18 protein-coding genes are annotated in these 21,912 nt (G+C 67.1%); 4 read left to right on the forward strand and 14 right to left on the reverse strand.

The window, feature by feature from the left end; all coding sequences use genetic code 11:
- Positions 1 to 10: 10 nt before the first annotated feature.
- The 5 genes from U5798_RS29885 to U5798_RS29905 all read right to left on the reverse strand — a co-directional run bounded on the left by U5798_RS29885 (position 11) and on the right by U5798_RS29905 (position 8,265).
- Entirely contained in the window at positions 11 to 1,447 is a 1,437-nt protein-coding gene (locus U5798_RS29885) for a heavy metal sensor histidine kinase (protein ID WP_322084067.1), read from the reverse strand.
- The gene (gene irlR / locus U5798_RS29890) at positions 1,444 to 2,127 is read right to left on the reverse strand and encodes a heavy metal response regulator transcription factor IrlR (protein ID WP_006490455.1); all 684 of its coding nucleotides are present in this window, start codon (positions 2,125 to 2,127) and stop codon (positions 1,444 to 1,446) included. The genes U5798_RS29885 and irlR overlap by 4 nt, the downstream gene beginning before the upstream one ends.
- Positions 2,127 to 5,339, reverse strand: a complete 3,213-nt coding sequence (locus U5798_RS29895; protein ID WP_322084068.1) for a CusA/CzcA family heavy metal efflux RND transporter — start codon at positions 5,337 to 5,339, stop codon at positions 2,127 to 2,129. Before U5798_RS29895 ends, irlR begins: the two co-directional genes overlap by 1 nt.
- Before the next feature lie 125 nt (positions 5,340 to 5,464).
- Positions 5,465 to 6,934 (reverse strand): efflux RND transporter periplasmic adaptor subunit, encoded by a 1,470-nt coding sequence (locus U5798_RS29900; RefSeq protein WP_124455837.1) that lies wholly within the window; start codon positions 6,932 to 6,934, stop codon positions 5,465 to 5,467.
- A 26-nt stretch (positions 6,935 to 6,960) separates the two neighbouring features.
- Complete coding sequence (locus U5798_RS29905) at positions 6,961 to 8,265, reverse strand: TolC family protein (RefSeq protein WP_322084069.1); 1,305 nt, start codon at positions 8,263 to 8,265, stop codon at positions 6,961 to 6,963.
- Positions 8,266 to 8,567: 302 nt separating this feature from the next.
- Between U5798_RS29905 and U5798_RS29910 the strand changes: the two genes are divergently transcribed.
- Both U5798_RS29910 and U5798_RS29915 read left to right on the forward strand, forming a co-directional pair.
- Complete coding sequence (locus tag U5798_RS29910) at positions 8,568 to 9,284, forward strand: M35 family metallo-endopeptidase (RefSeq protein WP_322084070.1); 717 nt, start codon at positions 8,568 to 8,570, stop codon at positions 9,282 to 9,284.
- 15 nt (positions 9,285 to 9,299) lie between these two features.
- The gene (locus U5798_RS29915; protein ID WP_322084071.1) at positions 9,300 to 9,749 is read left to right on the forward strand and encodes a hypothetical protein; all 450 of its coding nucleotides are present in this window, start codon (positions 9,300 to 9,302) and stop codon (positions 9,747 to 9,749) included.
- 163 nt (positions 9,750 to 9,912) lie between these two features.
- Here the strand turns inward: U5798_RS29915 and U5798_RS29920 are convergent, their stop codons facing one another.
- The 6 genes from U5798_RS29920 to U5798_RS29945 form a co-directional block, all read right to left on the reverse strand.
- Positions 9,913 to 11,103, reverse strand: coding sequence for a phosphotransferase enzyme family protein (locus tag U5798_RS29920; protein WP_322084072.1), 1,191 nt, complete (start codon positions 11,101 to 11,103; stop codon positions 9,913 to 9,915).
- A gap of 36 nt (positions 11,104 to 11,139) precedes the next feature.
- Entirely contained in the window at positions 11,140 to 11,772 is a 633-nt protein-coding gene (gene pnuC / locus U5798_RS29925; RefSeq protein WP_322084073.1) for a nicotinamide riboside transporter PnuC, read from the reverse strand.
- A 59-nt stretch (positions 11,773 to 11,831) separates the two neighbouring features.
- Entirely contained in the window at positions 11,832 to 14,063 is a 2,232-nt protein-coding gene (locus U5798_RS29930) for a TonB-dependent siderophore receptor (protein WP_322084074.1), read from the reverse strand.
- 599 nt (positions 14,064 to 14,662) lie between these two features.
- Positions 14,663 to 14,866 (reverse strand): DUF2970 domain-containing protein, encoded by a 204-nt coding sequence (locus tag U5798_RS29935; RefSeq protein ID WP_124455830.1) that lies wholly within the window; start codon positions 14,864 to 14,866, stop codon positions 14,663 to 14,665.
- A gap of 122 nt (positions 14,867 to 14,988) precedes the next feature.
- On the reverse strand, positions 14,989 to 17,055 hold the full coding sequence (locus tag U5798_RS29940; protein ID WP_322084075.1) for a pyridoxamine 5'-phosphate oxidase family protein: 2,067 nt from the start codon (positions 17,053 to 17,055) through the stop codon (positions 14,989 to 14,991).
- A gap of 36 nt (positions 17,056 to 17,091) precedes the next feature.
- A complete protein-coding gene (locus U5798_RS29945; RefSeq protein WP_322084076.1) occupies positions 17,092 to 17,736 on the reverse strand; it encodes a glutathione S-transferase in 645 nt (214 codons plus the stop codon).
- 127 nt (positions 17,737 to 17,863) lie between these two features.
- On the opposite strand from U5798_RS29945, the gene U5798_RS29950 reads away from it, so the two are divergent.
- On the forward strand, positions 17,864 to 18,805 hold the full coding sequence (locus U5798_RS29950) for a LysR family transcriptional regulator (protein ID WP_322084077.1): 942 nt from the start codon (positions 17,864 to 17,866) through the stop codon (positions 18,803 to 18,805).
- 135 nt (positions 18,806 to 18,940) lie between these two features.
- Here U5798_RS29950 and U5798_RS29955 read toward each other — a convergent pair whose 3' ends face one another.
- The 3 genes from U5798_RS29955 to U5798_RS29965 are packed head-to-tail and all read right to left on the reverse strand — an operon-like array spanning position 18,941 to position 20,432.
- A complete protein-coding gene (locus U5798_RS29955; RefSeq protein ID WP_124455826.1) occupies positions 18,941 to 19,381 on the reverse strand; it encodes a hypothetical protein in 441 nt (146 codons plus the stop codon).
- Positions 19,382 to 19,435: 54 nt separating this feature from the next.
- Entirely contained in the window at positions 19,436 to 19,918 is a 483-nt protein-coding gene (locus U5798_RS29960) for a DUF4189 domain-containing protein (RefSeq protein ID WP_124455825.1), read from the reverse strand.
- Positions 19,919 to 19,949: 31 nt separating this feature from the next.
- Positions 19,950 to 20,432 (reverse strand): DUF4189 domain-containing protein, encoded by a 483-nt coding sequence (locus U5798_RS29965; protein WP_124455824.1) that lies wholly within the window; start codon positions 20,430 to 20,432, stop codon positions 19,950 to 19,952.
- Positions 20,433 to 21,027: 595 nt separating this feature from the next.
- Here U5798_RS29965 and U5798_RS29970 point away from each other — a divergent pair.
- Positions 21,028 to 21,879 (forward strand): lysozyme inhibitor LprI family protein, encoded by an 852-nt coding sequence (locus U5798_RS29970; protein WP_124455823.1) that lies wholly within the window; start codon positions 21,028 to 21,030, stop codon positions 21,877 to 21,879.
- The last annotated feature ends 33 nt before the right edge of the window (positions 21,880 to 21,912 follow it).

The raw sequence follows: 21,912 nt of genomic DNA on the forward strand, positions 1-21,912 counted from the left end.
GCCCGCGATGTCAGGTGCTGATGGCCGCCGGCCGGTTCGGCTCGGCCGGCCGTCGCGGAAAGCGCAGCCAGAACGTCGTGCGCCGGCCGGGATCGCTGTCGACGCCGCACTCGCCGCCGTGATTGTCCATGATCGACCGGACGATCGCGAGGCCGAGCCCCGTGCCCGACGCGGAATTGTGCCGCGACGGATCGACACGGTAGAAGCGCTCGAAGATCCGCCCGACATGCTCCGCGGCAATGCCGGGCCCCGTATCCGACACGGCGATCGTCGTCGCGCCGCGCTGCTCGACGCAATCGATCGTCACGACGCTGCCGCGCGGCGCATAGGTCAGCGCATTCGACAGCAGGTTGCTCAGCGCGCGCTGGTACAACGTCAGGTCCGCATCGACCCACGCGTGACCATCGACCCTCACCGTCACGCCTTCGTCTTCCGCCAGCGACTCGTAGTAGCCGGCCACCCGCTCGGCCTCCTCCGCCGCATTCAGGCGCCGCACGCCGATTGACGTGCCGGCTTGCTCCGAGCGCGCGAGAAACAGCATGTCCTCGATCATCCGCGACAAGCGCTGGTATTCGTCGATGCTCGACTCGATCACGTTCCGGTATTCATCCGCGCTGCGCGGCTGCGACAGCACGACCTGCGCGGCGGCCTGCAGGTTCGTGAGCGGCGTGCGCATGTCGTGCGCGAGATTCGACGAGAACTGGCTCAGCCGCGTAAACGACTCGTTCAGCCGCTCGAGCATTCCGTTGAATGCGTGCTCGAGCTCCTTCAGCTCGCCCGACGTATCGAGTTCCGGCAGCGGATGGGCCAGCCGGCTCGTCGACATCTGCTCGGCGCGCGCCGCGAAGCGCCGCAGCGGGCTCAGCCCGAGCGCCGCGATGCCGTACGCGATCGCGGCCGCGAGCACCACGCCGAACACCTCGATCACGACGATCGTATAAGCATGCGTGCGCAGCAGCAGGACGTCGGCGCTGCGGTCATACTGCACCGCGACGCGCACCGCAGGCGCGCCGGCGCCGCCGCTGCCGCCGGCGAGCGGCACGGTCGTCACCAGATACTGATGCCGTGCGCCGGGCGGCGCGACGCCGACCGGCACGCGCCCTGCATTCAGCGACATCAGCGGCGCATACGGGCGGAAGCCGGGCGTGCCGACGAGGCGCGTGCCCGTGGCGTCGAAGATCGCGAGATCCATGTTCGGATGGCCGTGCAACTGGTCGATCCAGATGTCGGGGTTGCGCGCGACGTCGGCCGTCGTGCGCGCCTCGGCCAGGTGCGCACCCAATGCGGCGGAAATGCCGGCCATCTGTTCGGCCGCCGTCGTCTCGACGCGATTGCTCAGCGCTTCGTAGAGTGCGACACCGCTCGACGCGAGGATCACCGACGTCGACAGGACGATCAGCGTGGTCAGGCGTCCACGCAGCGTGCGCGGCAGCAGGCGCGCGATCATGCAGCCGCGCCGCCGCGCGCTTCGAGCACGTAGCCCATCCCGCGCACCGTGTGGATCAGCTTCGGTTCGTACGCGTCGTCGATCTTCGAGCGCAGTCGCCGGATCGCCGAATCGACGACGTTCGTGTCGCTGTTGAAGTTCATGTCCCATACCTGCGACGCGATCGTCGCGCGCGGCAGGATCTCGCCTTCGCGGCGCATCAGCAGCCACAGCAATGCGAATTCCTTCGCGGTCAGCAGGATCGTGTCGCCCTGCCGGGTGGCCTTGCGGCGCGTCAGGTCGAGTTCGAGATCGGCCACGCGCAGCGTGTTCGAGTCGCGCGGCTGGCCGCGCCGCAGGATCGACTTGATGCGCGCGGTGAGTTCGACGAAGTCGAACGGCTTCGCGAGATAGTCGTCGGCGCCGAGCTCGAGCCCCTTCACGCGATCGCCGACGTCGTCGCGCGCGGTGAGGAACAGCACGGGCGTCGACTTGCTGCGCCGCAGGTTCTGCAGCAGCGTCCAGCCGTCCTGCCCCGGCAGCATCACGTCGAGCACGAGCAGGTCGTACTCCTCGGTCTCGGCCTGGTGCTGGCCCGTGATGCCGTCCTCGACCCAGTCGACGACGTAGCCGGCCTCGGTGAGGCCCTTGCGCAGGTACGCGCCCGTCTTCGGTTCATCCTCGACAATCAGAATTCGCATCACGCATTACCCTTGAATAAACCCAGCCGGCGCAGCACGCCCGCGCCGAGGGCGCCGCGCAACACCGCGCGCCACGACACCGCATGGCTGACGCGGTACAGCACGGGCAGCACCAGCAGCGTCAGCGCCGTGGACGACAGGATACCGCCGATCACGACCGTCGCGAGCGGGCGCTGCACCTCGGCGCCGGTGCCGGTCGCGAACGCCATCGGCAGGAAGCCGAGCGACGCGACCAGCGCGGTCATCAGCACGGGCCGCAGCCGTGTGAGTGCGCCATCGCGCACGGCAGCGTCGAGCGGCACGCCTTCGTCGCGCAGGTTGCGGATGAAGGAGATCATCACGAGACCGTTGAGCACGGCGACGCCCGACAGCGCAATGAAGCCGACCGCCGCGGTGATCGACAGCGGAATCCCGCGCAGCCACAGCGACACGACGCCGCCGCTCAGTGCAAACGGAATGCCGGTGAACACGAGCAGCCCGTCCTTCACGTTGTTGAACATCACGAACAGCAGCACGAACACCATGAACAGCGCGAGCGGCACGACGAGCTTCAGGCGCTCGCTCGCGCTTTGCAGCTGCTCGAACTGGCCGCCCCACGACACCCAGTAGCCGGCCGGCACGCGCACGTCCTGCTGCAACAGCTCGCGCGCATCGGCGACGAATGAACCGACGTCGCGGCCGCGCACGTTCGCGCTGACGACCACGCGCCGCTTGCCGTCCTCGCGGCTGATCTGGTTCGGGCCCGGCGCGACGTCGATCGTCGCGAGTTCGGCCAGCGGCACGTACGGTGCCGCCGCGAGCGGCGCGCTGGCGCCGGCGGCCGGCGCGGGCAGCGCGATCGGCAGCCGCTTGATCGCCTCGATGTCCGAACGCAGCTCGTCGGGCAGCCGCACGACGATGTCGAAACGGCGGTCGCCCTGGAACAGCGTACCGGCCTTCTGCCCGCCGACGGCCGCGGCCACCGAGTCCTGCAGGTCGGCGACGCTCACGCCGTAGCGCGCGAGCTTGTCGCGGTCGAGGTTGACCGTCAGCACCGGCAGGCCAGTGGTCTGCTCGACCTTCACCTCCGACGCGCCCGGCACCTTCTGCAGCGCGGCCGCGATCTGTTCGCCGGTCTGGTTCAGCACGGCCATGTCGTCGCCGAAGATCTTCACCGCGACGTCGCTGCGCACGCCCGAGATCAGCTCGTTGAAGCGCAGCTGGATTGGCTGGGAGAACTCGTACGCGTTGCCCGGCAGCTCGGCGAGCGCCTCCTCGATCTCGCGCACGAGCTGGTCGCGCGGCTTCTTCGGGTCGGGCCACCGGTCGGCCGGCTTCAGCATGATGTAGCCGTCCGACAGGTTCGGCGGCATCGGGTCGGCGGCAATCTCGGCCGTGCCGGTACGCGCGAACACGCGCTCGATCTCGGGGAAGCGCGCCTTCAGCGTCTTCTCGATCGACTTCTGCATCTCGACCGACTGCGACAGGCTCGTGCCGGGAATCCGCAGTGCGGAGACAGCCAGGTCGCCTTCGTTGAGGCTCGGGATGAACTCGCTGCCGAGCCGCGTGGCGAGCCCGAGCGTGACCAGCACGATCGCGCCGGCACCGATCATCACACGCGCCGGGCGCGTCATGAACGCGGCGAGCACCGGTTCGTACGCGCGCCGCGCCCAGCCCATCAGCCGGTTCTCCTTCTCCTCGACACGCTCGCCGATGAACAGCGCGACGGCCGCGGGAATGAACGTGACGGTCAGCACCATCGCGGCCGCGAGCGCCATCACGACAGTGATCGCCATCGGGTGGAACATCTTGCCTTCGACGCCCGTCAGCGCAAAGATCGGCAGGTACACGACCATGATGATCAGTTGCCCGAAAATCAGCGCCCGGCGCGCCTCCTGCGACGCACCGAACACTTCCGCAAAGCGCTCGTCGCGCGTGAGCGGCCGGCCGGCGGCCGCCTGCGCATGCGCGAGCCGCCGCACGCAGTTCTCGACGATCACGACCGCGCCGTCGACGATGATCCCGAAGTCGAGCGCGCCGAGGCTCATCAGGTTCGCACTCACCTTCGCGTTGACCATGCCGGTGAAGGTCATCAGCATCGACAGCGGAATCACCAGCGCGGTAATCAGTGCGGCGCGGATGTTGCCGAGGAACACGAACAGCACGGCGATCACGAGGATCGCGCCTTCGAGCAGGTTCTTCTTCACCGTCGCGATGGCCTTCTCGACGAGCACCGTGCGGTCGTACACGGGAATCGCCTTCACGCCGGCCGGCAGCGTGCGGTTCACGTCCTCCATCTTCGCGGCGACGGCCTTCGACACCGTCCGGCTGTTCTCGCCCATCAGCATGAAGACGGTGCCGAGCACGACTTCCTCGCCGTCCGACGTCGCGGCACCGGTGCGCAACTCGCGGCCGATGTCGACCACGCCGACGTCCTTCATCCGCACCGGCACGCCGCCGACGTTGGTCAGCACGATGTTCGCGATGTCGTCGACGCTGCGCGCCTGGCCCGGCACGCGCACGAGATACTGCTCGCCGCGCTTTTCGATGTAGCCGGCGCCGACGTTGTCGTTGTTGCGTTCCAGCGCGCGCACGACGTCGGCGAGCGTCAGCCCGTACGACATCAGCTTCGCCGGGTTCGGCGCGACACGGTATTCCTTCACGTAGCCGCCGATCGAGTTGACCTCGGTCACGCCGCGCACGTTGCGCAACTGCGGCCGGACGACCCAGTCCTGCAGCTCGCGCAGGTCGGCCGCCGTATAGCGCGTGCCGTCGGGCTTGCGCGCGGCGGCGTCGGCCTCGACGGTCCACAGGTAGATCTCGCCGAGGCCCGTCGACGTCGGCCCCATCGCGGGCGCGATGCCGGCCGGCAGCTTGTCCTTCGCTTCCTGGATGCGCTCGTTGACGAGCTGCCGCGCGAAGTAGATGTCCGTGCCGTCCTTGAAGATCACGGTGACCTGCGACAGCCCGTAGCGCGAGATCGAACGCGTCTGCTCGAGGCCCGGCAGCCCGGCCATCACGGTTTCGACCGGATAGGTGATGCGCTGCTCGGCCTCGAGCGGCGAATAGCCGGGCGCGGACGTGTTGATCTGGACCTGCACGTTCGTGATGTCGGGCACCGCGTCGATCGGCAGCTTCTGGTAGCTGAACACGCCCAGCGCGGCCACGGCCGCGATCGCCAGCATCACGAGCCAGCGGTGCGCAATCGCAAAGCGGATCAGGCGCTCAAACATGTCGGGATTCCTTGAAACGGGGAACGGTCGCCCGCACCGCGCGGGCCGCCCGGCCGGTCACACGGCGGGCCGGAAAGCGGGCCGCGAGTCGGGCCGCAAATCGCGCGACGGCGCATACGTCATACTCATTCATGTTCGGCGCTCCCCTTGCCGAGCTCGGCCTTCAGCACGAAGCTGTTCGACGCCGCGTACTCCTGGCCCGGCTTGAGCCCCTTCAGCACCTCGGTCGCGCGCTCGTCGCGCCGCCCCGTTTCGACCGCCTGCGCGACGAACCCCTTCGGCGAACGCACGAACACGGAAGGCGCGCCGTCGACGTCCTGCAGCGCGTCGCTCGCCACCGCCAGCGGCACGCCCTGCTTGCCCGCGTCGACCGACACGTTCACGAACATCCCCGGACGCCACACGCCGTCCGGGTTCGGCAACACGACGCGCGCCGGTGCGGTGCGCGTCTGTTCGCCGAGCAGCGAGCCGACGTATGCGATCGGGCCGCTCGAACGCGATTCGAACGCGGTCGCGATCACGGTCGCGTCGCGGCCGACGCGCACGTCGTTGAGCCGCTGTGCCGGCACGGCCATCTCGGCCCACACGGTCGACAGGTCGGAGATCACGAACATGCTCGCATCGGCGGCGATCGCCTCGCCCGGCGTCGCATGCTTCTCGACGATCGTGCCCGCGAACGGCGCGCGCAGCTCGTAGCGGTTCAGCGCGCCCGCGCCGACCGGCGCGTTCAGCGCGGCGAGCTTCTGCCGCGCGTTCTGCACGGCAATCTCGGCCTCGCGCAACTGCACCTGCGCCTGCTGGTAATCCTGCTCGGCCGAGATGCGCTCCTTCCACAGCGTGCGTTCGCGCTCGTAGGTCGCACGCGCGCCGGACAGCCGGCGCTCGGCGGTCAGCAGTTCGCTGCGGCGGTCGGCGAGATCGGTGCTCGCGATCACGGCGAGCACCTGCCCCTTCGCGATGTTCTGCCCGAGCGACACCGACACCTGCTCGACGATGCCGGCCACGCGCGGCACCACGTGCGCGGTGCGGTCCTCGTTGAACTTGATCTCGCCCGGCAGCTGGAACGGCGTCGCGATCTGCGCGGGGCCGGCCTTCGCGAGTGCGATCTTCGAGGTCGCCAGTTGCGCATCGGTCAGCGCGATCGCACCGTCGGTGCGTGCGAACGGGAACGAGGCGGCGTCGTTGCCGGCCTTCACGTCGATCGTCGCGTCGAACACGTGCGGCTTCGCGATCGACTGCGCGGACACGAACTTCTGGCCGGACGCGTCGAAACGCAGCGGCTCGTGCGTGCGGTCGTACCGCACCAGCGTGCCGGAGACGGTCATGTCCCTGGTCGCCGGCTTGCCGTCGACGAACGGATAGACGACGAGCCGCGCGTCGCCGGGCTTTTCCGTCATCACGATCTCGACGGACAGCTTGCCGCGCTTGAGCACGACACCGCCGTGCGCGCCGGCGCCGTCGGCCGGCTGCGCGGCTTCCGCGCCCGCGGGCGCCGAGGCGTTGCTCCCGCTCCGGGTAACGGCGAGCGCGCCGATCACGATCCCTGCGCCGCCGAGCAAGGCCGCCGCGATAACGAAGATTCTGCTGCGTGACATGATGATCCTTCAGGTAAGAGGGGCGCTCATTGCGCGACGGCCGCGAGCGGCGTGCCGACGAGCCGGCCGATATCGGCGCGGGCCGAATGGGCGTCGGCGAGCGCGCGTACGTATTGCGACTGCCCCTGGAACAGCGTGCGCTGTGCGTCGAGTACGTCGAGGAAGCTGAACTTCCCGAGTTCGTAGCCGCGCGACATCGCGTCGAGCGCGAGGCGCGCGGCCGGCAGGATGTCGGACTTCAACCGCTGTGCTTCCTGCTCGGCGGCCTCGAAATTCGCGTAGGCCTGCGTGAGTTCCAGCCGCAGGCGCGTGCGTTCGCGATCGAGATCGGCGTTCGCGCGCTCGGCCTTGTGCGTCGCCTCGAGCAGCGCGCCCTTGTTTGTGTTGAACAGCGGAATCGGGATCGATACGCCGACCACGGCCTGGTTGTCGGGCACGCCGCCCGTCGTCACGCGCTTCACGCCCGCGCTGACCGTCACGTCCGGCATGCGCCGTGCGCGTTCGAGCGACACCGCCGCATTCGAGCGCAGCATCTCGGCGCGCGCGATCCGCGCGAGCGGCGAATCGTCGAGCTGCGCGGCCAGCGCGGACAACGGCTCGACCGGCGGCACGGCTTCCAGGTCGCCGAGCACCGCGAGCCGGCCGCCGCGCGCTTCGCCCATCACCGCGTTGAGCTTCTCGCGCGCGACCTCGACACGGCCGCGCGCGGTCACGACTTCGATCTGCACGCCGGCCGCCGCCACCTGCGCCTTCGTCGCCTCGACCGGCGACACCTTGCCGGCCTGTGCACGACGTGCCGCAAGATCCGCGGAGCGCGCGGCGATCGCAGCCGATTCCTCGGTGACCTGGAGCTGTCGCTGCGCGGCGAGCAGCCCGTAGAACGCGGCGATCACGTCCGCGCGCACGACGGCGCCCTGTTCGTCGAGCGATGCGCTGGCCGACTCGCGGCCGTACGACGCGACGTCGAGCCGCGCGCGGCGCTTGCCGCCGAGTTCGATGGTCTGGTTGATCAGCGCGGTCGACGTGCGCTCGGCGCGGCTGAAGCCCTCCTGCAGGAACGACACTTCGGGATTGGGCCGCGCGCCGGCCTGCATCAGCGCGCCAGCCGAGGCATCGACGTCCGCGCGTGCACCGCGCAGCGCCGGATTGTTGCGGGCCGCGACGGCGAGCGCATCGGGAAGCGTCAACGATGGGGCCGGAAGCGCGTCGGATGGCGGTGCGTCGACCGGTGCGGCGGGGCCCGCTGTCGGCCCCAGCGACAGCGACGGCTGCGCAAAAGCCGTCGCGGCGGTCGCGAAGGCGACGGCCGCGGCGAGAGAGAGCTTGAGCATGTTCGGTTCTGCGGTAACGGTTTGCGACCGATGCTACGGTCGGGCCGCAGTGCGAACATGAGGCGAAGATGATATTTCCGTCATGTCGGGCGCGGTGTACTCGCCGAATCGACGTGCATATCTGCTCGGACGATCACGTCAGCATAAAGAATATCTCTCGAAATTTAGAACTAGTTCTATAGACGTATTCGCTCGAAAAGATGACTGTTCAAGGTCCCGGCAACACGAACGAAATCATGCTGCTTCATGACCTCAAGGTCGTGCTGCCTCCTTGAAAATCTACGAATCGAGACTTTAAATCAATGAAAAACCTCTTCGATCACAACGAGTACGACTTTGACACTGGCGAAGACAAAGAATGGTTTCTCGTTCACTCCGGAGCCGTCACCAACACAAACCCGGGATCGATGGTTGCTGTTTACATCAACACAACACCCATTTGCCCCAACATGACCAATCGAGAATTTAGAATTATGGCGTCGCGACTGCTTAAATGGTCCATAATTCTAGTTGAACGCAGGATCACCGACCTGAAGCGGTATGACAAAACGACCCAAGACAGAATGATCTATTGGTTCAATCGATGCGACGAAAAAACACGACAATACCTTCTCGACGGCTTCTCACGGCATCTCTCGGTTCTAAAAACGCTAACACCACACCATTTCGTTCGGAGCGATCCGAATCTCGATAGAATGTTAGGTTGCGTTCCGAACATGATCGATATCGAGAATGAAGCCGCTCACGTTTGCGGGCCCAACACGGAGCGCAGGCTTATCAGTATTGCGATGAAGTTTTGTACCGGCTTACGCGATCAGAATATGTTCGGAGATTCCCGCCTATCCACGCTCATTCACGAAGTCACTCACTTCGTCGACACCTTCGGTAGCGGCGATCCTCGTTACGGGCTCGATCCCACGGCGGCCGCATGGGCAAGGGCCAATCCTGACCAGGCATTAAGGAACGCGGATACCCTCACAGGGTTCGTGATCTACGGTGAAGAATTTTTTGCGGATTAAGGAGCCGAATTCACCATGAGAATTTTTATCACGTCACTGATCTTTCCTATCGTAACGTCACTCCTTTTACCGGCAAGCTCTGCGGCAGAATGCCAGGGAGCACAGAATCTGCCGTCACAGCAATTTTTCGTAGCCTTCCCCCACAACAGCCACGAGATATCCGAATCCGAAAAAATACGAATTGGACAATGGGTTTCAGCAATGAATTCCGAGCATCCAATTCAAAACTGGATCACTATAATTGGGAGCGCTTCCAAGATTGAGGACGATTCGGAACGACTTGCAACGAAACGAGCTTCCGCGGCGGCGAAAGTCGTCATAGACGACGGTCTGATAAACGCACCGCTTCAGATAAAAACGCAAATTTATCCAGCCGGCAGCGCAGCCGGATCGACGTCGGAAACACGTGAAGTGACCATCCAAGTGAGTCCCGGCTGCCTCGACAACTGCTGTACCAGCCATTGACATGCATTCGGCTCATTTACCGCCGCCGCGCTTGCGTTGACCCGTGTACCTCCAACGCTCGCGTGCGCCGGTCCATCGAATCCATCCGAACGAGATCTCGATGTTCGATTCGAGCGATATGTCGATCACCGAACCCGGGAAACTATCCGCGCATTCTCGAGAATCAAGCGCGCCCTTGCTTCTCACGCCGCCGCTGCACAAGCCAGTCGAGCAGTTGCCGCCCGTCGCGCTCGCCGAACCAGCGCGCGTGCCCGATCAGGTAGCCGTCGTACGCGATATCGACGATCGCCGGCGCATCGATGATGCAGCCGAAATACGCGACTTCCGACAGCGCGAACTCCGTATGCACGATCGGCAGCAGCGCGACGAGTGCCGCGTACGCGTCGTCGCCCAGCGGTTCGACCGATTCATAGCCGTCGAGCAGCGCGTCGATCTGGTCGTACTCGATGCGCCGCGCCTCGGGCGGCGCCATCCAGTCGACCGTATTGCGCTCGATCGCGAGCGCGAGATCCATCACCGCACAGGTGCGATCCGACAAGCCGAAATCGAGCACGGTCCGCACCTGCGCGCCGGGCCCTGCATCGGTCCAAAGCAGGTTCGACGCATGCCAGTCGCCGTGCGTCCACAGCGGCGGCAACGCAGGCAGCAGCGGCACGAGACGCGCGTGATACGGGCCGATCGCCTCGGCCACGTCGCCGCGCCAGTCGCGCGAGCCGAGCGCACGGACGAGCAGCGGCTGCGCTTCGACCCAGCGTTCGAGCGCACCCGCCAGATCGGTGGACGACAGCACGCGAAAACTCGACAGCAGCGTGCGCACGGGCCGCGCGGGTGCGTCGTAGCCGGCCGACGCGCGATGGAGTTCGGCCAGCGCGCGGCCGGCCGAGTACGCGTGCGAAGGATGCGTGAACGGCTGCCACGACATCACGCCGCGATACGGGTCGACGCCGGGCGCGAGCACGTGCACCTCGTACGTCCACTCGCCGGACGCAAACGCGGTCGCGCCGTGGCGATCGGCCAGCACGTCCACCACGGGGATGCCGCGTTCGCGCAGATGCGCGATGAAACGATGCTCTTCCTCGAGCCCCGCGACATCGCGCAGGCTCGCGTGGTGACGCTTGACGAACAGCCCGCGCCCGTCCGCCATCCGCACGAGCACGGCCGCCGCGAACTGCCGCGGGCTGTGCCACGTCAGCCGCACGGGTTCGCCCGCGCCGTCGATCCGCGCGAGTACGGCCGCCACCTCGTCGTGCGTCATCAACGGCCAGTCGCGTTCGGCCTGCTCGCCGTCCACGCCGAATTGAGGCGGCGCGACGTCACGCGACAAGGGGCCGTCCGGCTCGAGTGGGAATGACATGAACGACGTTGCTCCGTGGTTGAATCCGTGCGTGAATCAGCGCGCGCTGCCGCCCGACGCCAGCGCGCCGCCGGCCGCCGCGCGCAACGCAGCGGCCGTGCGGCTCCAGTCGCGCCAGCCGACGACGGCCAGCCCGATGAACAGCGCATAGAGTCCGGCCGTCAGATACAGTTCCTTGAACACGAACATCCCGACGTACACGACGTTCACGACGATCCACAGCCCCCACGACGCGATGTAGCGCCGCGCGGTCCAGTATTGCGCGACGAGGCTGAACGCGGTCAGCGACGCATCGACGAACGGCAGCGCCGCGTCGGTCCAGCGCGCCATCATGCCGCCGAGCAGCGCGCTGCCGATGACGGCCGCGATCAGGTCGGGCAGCATCTTGAGCGGCCGCACGCCGGTGACGGGCGCGACGTCGCCGGCCGGCGCCGCGCCGCCGTCGGCTTCGCTCGCACGCTGCGCGAGCCAGCGCTGCCAGCCGTACACCTGCAGCACCGCGAACGCGCCCTGCAGCAGCATGTCCGAATACAGCTTCGCATCGAAGAAGATCCAGCCGTACAGCGCGACCGACGCGAGCCCGACCGGCCAGCACAGCATGCGGCGCTTCGCGGTCAGCCAGATCGCGAGTGCGCTGACGATCACGCCGGCGATTTCGAGTGGGGACATCGTCTGTGCTCTCCTGGTTGGCTGCCGGGGCCGCGCGTCACGCGGCCGGGTCCCGACGATCAGAAATCATAGGTCAACGATACACGCGCGGTGCGCGGCGCACCGGGGAACAGGTACGCATCGCCCTGCTGCTCGCCCGCGTCGCGCCAGTAGAACTTGTTGAACAGGTTGTCGACCGACACGCGCAGCACCGTGCGATGGCCGCCGATCTTCGTCGTATAGCGCGCGCCGAGGTTGAACACGAACCACGACGGCACGCGTGCGGTGCCTTCTTCGTTCGCGTTGCGCGCCGCGCTGTACTCGACGCCGCCGAGCACGTTCAGGCCCGCGACGCCCGGCACCGCGTAGTCCGCATACAGCGACGCACGCAGCGCCGGCACGTTGATGATCTGGTGCCCTTCATATGCCGGCGAACCCGAGTCGACCGCGCGAGCGCGAATCGCCGCGACGCTGGCCGTCAGCCCCAGCCGCTCGGTCACGCGCCCGGCCGCGCCGAGCTCGATCCCCTGGTGGCGCTGGGTGCCGCGCTGCACGAACGTGTAGGACGTGCCCGACGGGTCGGGGTCGGCGAACTGGAACGGCTTGCTGATCGAGAACACGGCGGCCGTGAGGCTCAACCGGTCAAGCCAGTCGTATTTCGCGCCGACTTCGATCTGGTGCGATTCGACCGGCGGCAGGAACGCATACGCATTGGTTGCACGCACGGGCGCCTGGTCGCCGAGCGACAGCGCCTTGCTGTACGACGCATACAGCGACAGCACGTTCACCGGCTTGTAGACGAGCGCGACCTGCGGCAGGAACACCGAGCGATCGGTGTGCGTCGTGTCGCCGTCGAGGCTGCTCCAGCTGCGCTGGCGCAGCAGCACTTCCTTGCCGCCCGCGAGCACCTGCCAGTGTTCGCCGAGGCTGATGCGGTCGAGCCCGAACACGCCGTACTGCCACGAATCGAGCTGCGGATACGACGGCCCGGGCGTGTTCGGCGACGGTGCAAACGCGACGTCGGGTCCGTAGATGTTCTCGCTGCCGACATAGTCGTACACGGCGGTCGCCATGTGCACGACGCGGCGCTGCACGCTCACGCCGAGCGTCAGCTCGTGCCGCAGCGGCCCCGTCGCGAACTTGCCGGTCGTGACGGCGCGCAGGTCGTCGTTGCGCCGGTATTCGCCGGGGCTGCGGAAATCGTAGACGTCGTAGTCGCCGTTCGCGCCGAAGAAGAACGGCGACGTCGCGCCGGCCGTGCAGCTCGCCGCGTACGAGCAACCGTACGCGAACGCGCTGTTGTCGTCGATCATCGTGCGGCTGCGGCCGGCGGCGATGTAGGCCTTCCAGTCGTCGTTGAACTGATAGTCGAAACGCGCGTTCAGGTTCAGCGCATCGGTCGTCACCGGCTTCGCCCACGGCTGCGTGCCGAGCGCCTTCGACGTCGTCTTGACCGACGGCACGACGGTGCCGCCGAGCAACTGGTAGCCGGGCGCCGAGCGCTGGATCCACTGCTGGAATTCGGCGTTGAGCTGCAGGCTCGCGCGCGGGCTGATGTCCCAGTCGGCGGCGATCGAACCGAACGTGCGCCGCCCGTTCGTGCCGTCGATGTAGGAGTGCATGTTCTCCTTCGCGGCATTGATCCGGAAACCGAACTGATGGTCGGGGCCGAAGCGGCGGCCGAGATCGACGGCCGCCGACGTCGAGCCGCGGCTGTCGACGCCGCCCGTCACGCTCGCGACGTTGGCGGAGCGCTTGGTCACGAAGTTGATCACGCCGCCCGGCGCGACGACGCCGCTGTCGATGCCCGCGAGCCCCTTCAGGATCTCGACGCGCTCCTTGTTCTCCAGCGGCACGTTCTGCTCGCCGGACACCGTCATCCCGTCGATGCGGATCGCGCTCGCGAGATCGACCGGAAAGCCGCGGATCGCAAAGCCTTCGAAATAGCCGACCGGCGCATAGTCGTTGACGACCGACGCGTCGTTGCGCACGACATCGCTCAGGCGCTTCGCCTGCTGGTCGTCGATCAGCGCGCGCGTGATGACGTTCACCGACGCCGGCGTGTCGCGCAGCGGCGCGTCGTCTAGCCCTGCGACCGACGCTTCGCGCGCGCGCAGCGTGCTGCCGCGCTCGCCGCTCACCGTGATCGCGGGCAGCGTCGCGGTGCCGGCCGCGTCGGCCGCCGGTACGGGCGCGTCGCCCGGTGCCGCGGCGGCCTGCGCCGCGAAAAGCGTGATGCCGAGGCCGACTCCGAGCCCGACCTTCGTGCGACGCCGCCGTGCGGATGTCGCTGTTGTTCTATTCACCGTCATTGTTCTGGATGGAAAACTCGCCACTCGACCCTGTCGAAACACGTTACGAAGCTGCGAAGCGTGCACCCGCCGACGAAATCCGCACCACGACCGGACGCATGCAACGACACGACATTCATCAGACGAATCGGACGGTACGGCATGCACGCATGCCGGTCGGTCAGGAAGACGCAGGATGGGACATCGGATTCAGGTGACGTACCGGGCACCGACGCAGCGGCCGACGGGTTCGTCGGGAGCGGGCGGGCGGCCGGCGGCATCGCGCGGTCGTATCATGCGGGGGACGCTTCGAACGCCCCGGCGCAGGCGGCGGGCGCTTGCGCCGGCCGTTCGTTGGAACGGCGGCCTGCCCGTCGCGCGCGACAACGCGGCGTGGCGCGCATTTTACCCCTTGCGGGACGGAGGGCCGTGGAATCGGATGGAACGGGAGGCGGGAACGGCGGGACGGGGGAAATACGCTTCGGGTCGTGCGACAGCGGCGGCGATGTGATCGCGATGCGCGTCGTGCGCGGCGACCTCGACAACCGGTGCAGTCGTGCGCCGGTCGAGCGAACGAAAACCGGCGCGGGCATGACGGCCGCCACCGGTTCACCTGCCGCTCAGAATCCCTGCATCGTCACGGTCGGATCGACGACGAGATGCACGACGCCGTAGATCACCGCGCCGACCAGCACCGCCAGCAGGATTGCGACGAACGGCAGCAACGTGAAGTTGGTATTCGCGAGATCGGTCGCATGCGCCTTGCTGTTGCGCACGCCGAAGAAACTCCACAGGACCAGGCGAACCATGGCGAGCAGTTTCATGATGGGCTCCTTTCATCGAATCGGTTGACGCTATCGTCGATCCGGACGGCATTCGAAAAAAGAAGCAGTTGCGCGCGCTTTTGGCGCAGCAGGCCGTCTGCGGCGGCATGTCGCAGGGTCCGTCAGCGATCGAGCACGAGCGGCTCCACGGCGCCCGTCGCGGGCCGCGCGACGCACAGCAGCGCACAGCCCGGTTCGACCGGTGCGTCGGGCGTTTGCTCATAGTCGACCGCACCGGACAGCACGCGCGTCGCGCACGTGCCGCACGAGCCGGAGCGGCATTCGGACGGCACCGCAATGCCCTGCCCCTCGGCGAATTCGAGCAGCGGGCCGTCGGCCGGCGTCCATGCGGCTTCGCGCGCCGTGCGCCGGAACACGACCGGCACGCTCGCCGCCGGCGGCGTCACGGACGCGCGGGTCGCGCCGCGCGCGACGCTCGACGGCCCGAACGCCTCGAAGCGGATGCGTTCGTCCGGCACGTTCAGCGCACGCAGCCCGTCGTACAGGTCGCGCATGAACGCCGCAGGCCCGCACAGGTAGAAGTCGTAGTCGTCGAACGGCAGGATCCGCTTCAGCTGGGCGATGTCGATGCGGCCGGCCCGTGCGGCCGAGCCTTCGTCAGGATGACTGTCGAACCAGTGAAGCGACAGGCGTGGATCGGCGGCCGCGATGCGCGTCAGTTCCGTCGCGAACGGCCGGTCAGCCGCTTCACGTGCGCCGTGCACGAACACGACGCGGCGTGACCGCTTGTCGTCGGCCAGCGCGCGGCGCAGCATCGCGACCATTGGCGTGATGCCGATGCCGGCCGACACGAGCACGGCCGGGCGCGGGCTCTCGACGTCGAACGTGAAGCGGCCGCGCGGCATCTGCGCGTCGAGCGTCATGCCTGCCCGCGCGTGATCGTGCAGCCACGCCGATACTCGCCCTTCGCGCTTCACCGTGATCCGGTAATCGGTGCCGCCCGGCGCATCGGACAGCGTGTAGCTGCGAATCGACGGCGCATCGCTGCCCGGCAGCGCGACGCGCAACGTCAGGTGCTGCCCGGCTTCGTACGCGGGCAGCGCGCCGCCATCCGCCGGTTCGAAATGAAGCGAGCGAATCGCGCGCGCTTCGTCGACGATCTTCGCGATACGCAACGGCCGCCATGCGGGGGCCGAGGCGGGTGCGGATACGGACGACACCGGCGCAGGCGCCACCGTCGCCGCAGCGCCCGCGCGCGCCGCCATCGCCGCGAACTGCGGCGCGCGCTCGACCTCGGACCACCGGAACGGCAGTACCGCGCGCAGGCGCCGCACTTCCCGCACATGGAACCGCACGACACGCTGCGCGCCGTCTAACGACGCGACGAGCGGCCCGTCCCAGACGATTTCCGCACGCGCGGCCACAACCAGCAGGTCGCCGCTGTCGAAATCGATGAACAGCAGCCCCGCGCGCGGATCGTGCTGCAGGTTGCCGAGCGTGTTGAAGAAGCGGTTGCCGCTGAAATCCGGCGTCGTCAGCGTGTGTGTATCGTCGACGCGCACGAAGCCCGGCATCCCGCCGCGATGCGACACGTCCGCGCCGCGCGCCGCGCCCGCGTCCGCCGACGTGTTCGCGCTCGCGACGAAGAACGTATCGGCCTGCGCGAGGAGCGCACGATCGGCGTCGCTCAATGCGTCCGACACGTCGGGCGCGACCGAGGGATCGACTTCACGTGCCACGAAAGCGGGCTTGCGACCCTGGATGTACTTCGCGCAGTTGCCGAAGCTCTGCTCGACCGCGATCGTCAGCGCGTCGCCGTCGACCGCGCGTACGACGCCGTTCACGCGATTGCGCCGCCGCGTATCGAATTCGATCCCGAGCCCGCCGAGCGCCGCGCCCGGCTGCCAGGCGCCGGCCAGCGGGTCGCCCGGCAGCGGCCGCGCCGCGATGCGCAGCGTGCGGGCGTCCGGCGACGTGACGAAACCCGGCTCGCCGGCGCGCAGCGTCGCCCACGGCTGGCCGTGCGCATCGACGCCGCCGAGCACGAAGAACGGCAGTTGCGCGAAGAAAGCGCGGTGCTGGTCCGGCATGAAGCGCCGGATCCCGCGCCGGCCGGCCGCGCCCGCGGCCTCCGTCACGCCCGCGCGCTGCTGCACGGCGAGTTCGCCCGCGTGAAACGGCGCGGTGTCGAGTTCCCAACCCGGTACGACGGCGGTCGGCGCGTTCATCGCGTTCTCCCTGAACAGGCGCGGCTTCGGTGGGCGTTACGCGGCGAGCAGGCCCGCGCGCGTCGCCGGCATGCCGACGAAGCCCGGCAGCGCCTCGACACGCGCCAGCCAGGCGCGCACGTGCGGATACGGCTCGAGCGACACGCCGCCTTCCGGGGCGTGCGCGATGTAGGTGTACGCGGCGATGTCCGCGATGGTCGGCTGCGCGCCGGCCGCGAACGGCTTGCCGGCCAGCTCGCGATCGATCACGTCGAGCACCTTCGCGGCCGTGCGCTTGGCTGCCTCCGGGTCGAGCGGCGCGCCGAACACGGTCACGAGCCGGGCGGCGGCCGGCCCCGACGCGATCGGGCCGGCCGCATACGACAGCCAGCGCTGCACCACGGCCGCGCCGGCCGGATCGTCGGGCAGCCAGTGCGCATCGCCGTAGCGCTTCGCGAGGTACACGAGGATTGCGTTCGAATCGGCGATCACGGTGCCGCCGTCGTCGATCACCGGCACCTGCCCGAGCGGATTGAGCGCGAGGAACGCCGGTTCGCGCTGCGCGCCGGCCGCGAGATCGACGTCGACGATCTCGGACGGCAGGCCGAGCAGCGACAGGAACAACCGGACGCGATGCGCGTGCCCCGAGAGCAGGAACGAATAGACGCGGATCGGCGAGGCGGGCTTGCTGGCGGCAGACATGGAAAACACTCCGGAATCTCGCGCCGCCGGGAGTCGGCGACGAACGGCTCCAGCGTAGCGCTCGCCGTTCGTCGCCAGAAGACGGATAATCGCGGAAACATTCTCCGCTTTCATAGGACAATCGACGATGGCCGATCTGCGCGACGTGAACCTGAACCGGCTGGCGATCTTCGTCGCGGTGGTCGACGCCGGCTCGCTGACGGCCGCCGCCGAGCGGCTCGGCCTCGCGAAGACGGTCGTCAGCACGCACATGCAGCGCCTCGAATCCGAGGTCGGCGCGAACCTGCTGGTGCGCACGACGCGGCGGCTGAGCGTGACCGATGCCGGCCGTGTGTTCTACGACGCGTGCCGCGACATCGTGCGCGCCACCGAAGCCGCGCTCGACGCGGTGTCGTCCGACGCCGGGCCGCTGCGCGGCACGCTGCGCGTGAGCGTGCCGATCGACTATGGCGCGCTGGTCGTCGCGCCGGCCGTCGTCGCGCTGCGCGACCGGCATCCGGCGCTTGCCGTCGAACTGGTCGCGAACGACCGCGTCGTCGATCTCGTCGCGGACAACCTCGACGTCGCGATCCGCATCGGCCGCCTCGCCGATTCGAACTATCGCGCGGTGCAGCTCGGCACCTACGAGAAATGGCTGGTCGCGAGCCCGGCGTTCGTCGCGCGACACGGGCTGCCGCGCGATCCCGATGCGCTCGCCGCGCTGCCGTACGTGATGCTGTCGTCGCTGCCGCGCCCGCATACGCTCGAGCTCGACAACGCGCGGGGCGGCCGCGCGTCGGTGCGCTGCGTCGCGCCGGTCGTGTCGAACACCGCGACCGCGTGCCGCGCGATCGTGCTCGCGGGCGGTGGCTTCGGGCTGCTGACGGATTTCTCGACCGCGGACGACGTCGCGACCGGCCGGCTCGTGCGGCTGCTGCCGGGCTGGCATACGGCGCCGGCCGGGATTCATGCGGTGTATCCGTCGACGCGGCTGCCGTCGCCGAAGGTGCGGGCGTTTGTCGAGGCGATGAAGGGGAGGCTGGGGGAGATGCCGGCGGCGCCTACGACAAGGCGCTCACGGTCGAAGTAGCGGAAAAACGAAGAAACGCGGAGAGCGGCGCTCAATACGCCTGCATGGGTCTTCTCATGAGCAACGACTTCGACACCGGCCACGATACACATTCAAGTGAAACGCCGTAGATGCCTATTTGGAAGGGCCGACACCCTAACGTAACGGCTCGACCGACGGTGACGTGAAGCCGCTTTCCATTGTGCCGGTCAACGAAGCGCCCCGACAGGTCCGGCTCCAGCGCTCGAAGTTGTAGTTCGTCTGGATCCAGCGATTGCCGACGGCATCACCGCCGGGCTTGCGAATCGACCAACCCAATTCGGCGTCGTAATGCGCTTCATCGCGTTCGTTGGTTACGACGCCCTTGGTATCGACAACGGCCTCGCGCGTCGCGCCGCCCTCGATCTGTTGAGGGCCCTGTTTCGCGCCGGCCAGGTCGTCCGCGTACAACTGACGAAGATGCTCCACGCACGCGTCGAAGCTGGCGAACGATTGCGGCGGCATATCCACCGGCGGCAAATGGCCGCTCGCGGAAACGGACGATGCAAACGACGTCGCAACGCTCAACAGGAGAAGGCGGGTGTTGAAGTGCTTCATGTTTTGAGGTTCCCGCATATGCCCGAGCGCCAGCTCCGGGTCGGCAATTGCCCGCTAGTGAGCGCTTTTTGGCAGGCTGCAATCGGTGTAATAGAGACGGCACGCGGTATCGCCATCCGTCTGGCAGATCGCCATGCCTTTCTGTATGGCTTCTTCCTTGGTGCCAGCACCGGCCGTACTGAATCCTTTGCTTCCAACGATCATGGCTCCGCAGCCGTTGGAGTAGGTCAACTGAACTTTGCAGGTAGCCCCTCCCTTGGCCTGGCAATCTGCCATCGCCGTGCGCGCGGCTCCGCGTTCGCTTTCCCCGCCGACGGCCGTGCCGAGTACGCCCTTTACACCATCGGTCGCGATCGCTCCCCACGTCGTCGCCAAACTGAACGTGGGCGCCTGCTGTGTGGGTGCCGCCTGCGCGCGGGGGGCCGGGCCACAAGACGTCGCGCTATAGGGAATCCAGCCTGACGGACATGCCACCTGGGCGTGCGCGGTGATACTGATACTGACCAGGCAAGCGATTGAAAGGATTTTGGATCGCATGTTCTCTGTAACGCGTCTAGCGCTTTTCGTGTTATTCCAGTCGCTGGGGCAAACTACATCCGGCGTAGTAAACCCAACATTTCGCCGCCCCTTTTGAAGCGCAATTCTTCATGCCCATACTGCTCGCCTCTTCCGACGTGCCTGCATTTTCCGTCCAGATGATCTGCCCGTTGGCCATGACCGCGACACATGAATTCGCGTACACGTTGTTGACGGAACAGTTCACACCTCCGCGGGCCTGGCATTCCCGCTGCGCGGCAGAAATCGCGCTGTCTTTATCCGGCATGTCGGACACGATGCCGAACGCACCTTGACTGGATACAACCGCACCCCAACGCGAGGCCCAGCGAATTTGGCGTTGAGGCTGAACCCCGTTAGTACCTTGCTGTCGGTTATCTGGACCGCAGTCACTCGCGCTGTAGGGAATCCAGCCCGGGGGGCAGGCGACTTGAGCGTGACTGAGCGATGCAACGCCAAGCAGCGTCAGCAGGACAAGCAGTCGGATGACGTTCATAGGTGATGTCGGGGCGCTACAGCGCAATAAGATGCGTTGAGGAAGGTCACAGGCCGAACGGCACGCAATCGCATTCTGTTCACGGCTCAATGTTCGTTGACTCGCCAGTCGTTCGATTCGCGCATTTCGGCGACTGCATCGCCATCAACCGGCGCGCGAAATCCCAATCGCGAAGCGCATCCACCTCGTATTAGCGAGGTCCAGCTCCAGCGATCGGCTTACGAAGATGTCACTGATATGTCTGTCAACCGTCGAATCCACACAGCGCCCAGCCAATGTATACCAGTCTATCTACTTTGACTAGAATTCCGCAGAATCAGGAGATACGTGCAGCGAGACAACCGCTGATTTATTTCCGTTGCTTAATATTTTTTTGAAGTAAGCCCGAGTCTCACACGCATGGCTCGCCCGTCGACGACGCTGTTGGATTCACCCATCGCGCGCTCTTTCGCACGACGCCGCCAAGCGGCATTTTCGACATGACATCGCCGTGACGGGTCCGCACAGTTACGCGCGTAAACATGAATCGTCATGACACAACCCCGACTTTTTTGCATCCCGCACCCTGACTCACGGAACGAGCCCGGAAGCCAACATGAAAGCCCTCCTCAGATACGCCGCCTGCATCGCGCTGCTTGCCAGCACCGCCGCTGCCCACGCGATCGACTGCAAAAAGGCCAGCAATCCTGTCGAACGTACGATCTGCGCCGACGAGAAGCTCAAGGCCGCCGATGCCGAGATGGGTAAAGCCTACGCGATTGTCATGCAGCAGGCCGGCAACGACGCAGATCTGCGCGCGATGCTCGTCCGCGGCCAGAAGCGCTGGATCGAAGCGCGTGACCAGCGTTTCGCGAATCCACAGGATTTCGCCGGCGCGCCGAACGGCAAGGCCCTACGCGCGAGTCTGCTCAAAGCGATCCGTCAGCGCACCGAGACACTGAGCGAGCCCGGCAAGGCCAACCGCGCCACGCCGCGCTTGCTGGAAACGGCGCTGCAGCAGCGCAAGTTCCTGGCGCAATTCACGGGTGGGGCATTCGCAGGTTTCGAGACAGGATGCGATTTCCTGCCGGGCGGTCAGGAACTGAACTACGGCTGCTTCAGCGCACGCCGCTACCAGAACCGAGACCGGGTCTGCACGTTGATGGATGACTGGGCGAGCGGCGGCTACTACCAGACACGCCTGGTGGGCAACGTCGTTCAGGGCCGGCTGGAAACCGTGGCGGCATGCGGCGACGGTTCAGAAGGCGGCAGCCCGTGCCCGGACACCGTGGACGAGGCGCGCAAAGCGAGCGCAGGCTGGAATCTTCACCCGGGCCGCCCCGCGCTGGCGCCCAAGGCGCTGCCCAAGCTGGATGCCGAAGTCGAGCTTGGCGCCGAAGATACCGCCTGGCTGCACGCCTGCCTGACGGACAGCCGCTACCCGCAGAGTGCCGGTGCGGCGCATTGAAAGGCCGATCGCGTTTTCTACCCTACGTCATCT

Origin of the sequence: Burkholderia sp. BCC1972 (genome assembly GCF_905339605.1) — a bacterium.
Lineage (GTDB): Bacteria > Pseudomonadota > Gammaproteobacteria > Burkholderiales > Burkholderiaceae > Burkholderia.

Coding starts and splice junctions, on each gene's coding strand:
- U5798_RS29885 (WP_322084067.1), bottom strand. CDS start 1,447: ATGATCGCGCGCCTGCTGCCGCGCACGCTGCGTGGACGCCTGACCACG.
- irlR (WP_006490455.1), bottom strand. CDS start 2,127: ATGCGAATTCTGATTGTCGAGGATGAACCGAAGACGGGCGCGTACCTG.
- U5798_RS29895 (WP_322084068.1), bottom strand. CDS start 5,339: ATGTTTGAGCGCCTGATCCGCTTTGCGATTGCGCACCGCTGGCTCGTG.
- U5798_RS29900 (WP_124455837.1), bottom strand. CDS start 6,934: ATGTCACGCAGCAGAATCTTCGTTATCGCGGCGGCCTTGCTCGGCGGC.
- U5798_RS29905 (WP_322084069.1), bottom strand. CDS start 8,265: ATGCTCAAGCTCTCTCTCGCCGCGGCCGTCGCCTTCGCGACCGCCGCG.
- U5798_RS29910 (WP_322084070.1), top strand. CDS start 8,568: ATGAAAAACCTCTTCGATCACAACGAGTACGACTTTGACACTGGCGAA.
- U5798_RS29915 (WP_322084071.1), top strand. CDS start 9,300: ATGAGAATTTTTATCACGTCACTGATCTTTCCTATCGTAACGTCACTC.
- U5798_RS29920 (WP_322084072.1), bottom strand. CDS start 11,103: ATGTCATTCCCACTCGAGCCGGACGGCCCCTTGTCGCGTGACGTCGCG.
- pnuC (WP_322084073.1), bottom strand. CDS start 11,772: ATGTCCCCACTCGAAATCGCCGGCGTGATCGTCAGCGCACTCGCGATC.
- U5798_RS29930 (WP_322084074.1), bottom strand. CDS start 14,063: ATGACGGTGAATAGAACAACAGCGACATCCGCACGGCGGCGTCGCACG.
- U5798_RS29935 (WP_124455830.1), bottom strand. CDS start 14,866: ATGAAACTGCTCGCCATGGTTCGCCTGGTCCTGTGGAGTTTCTTCGGC.
- U5798_RS29940 (WP_322084075.1), bottom strand. CDS start 17,055: ATGAACGCGCCGACCGCCGTCGTACCGGGTTGGGAACTCGACACCGCG.
- U5798_RS29945 (WP_322084076.1), bottom strand. CDS start 17,736: ATGTCTGCCGCCAGCAAGCCCGCCTCGCCGATCCGCGTCTATTCGTTC.
- U5798_RS29950 (WP_322084077.1), top strand. CDS start 17,864: ATGGCCGATCTGCGCGACGTGAACCTGAACCGGCTGGCGATCTTCGTC.
- U5798_RS29955 (WP_124455826.1), bottom strand. CDS start 19,381: ATGAAGCACTTCAACACCCGCCTTCTCCTGTTGAGCGTTGCGACGTCG.
- U5798_RS29960 (WP_124455825.1), bottom strand. CDS start 19,918: ATGCGATCCAAAATCCTTTCAATCGCTTGCCTGGTCAGTATCAGTATC.
- U5798_RS29965 (WP_124455824.1), bottom strand. CDS start 20,432: ATGAACGTCATCCGACTGCTTGTCCTGCTGACGCTGCTTGGCGTTGCA.
- U5798_RS29970 (WP_124455823.1), top strand. CDS start 21,028: ATGAAAGCCCTCCTCAGATACGCCGCCTGCATCGCGCTGCTTGCCAGC.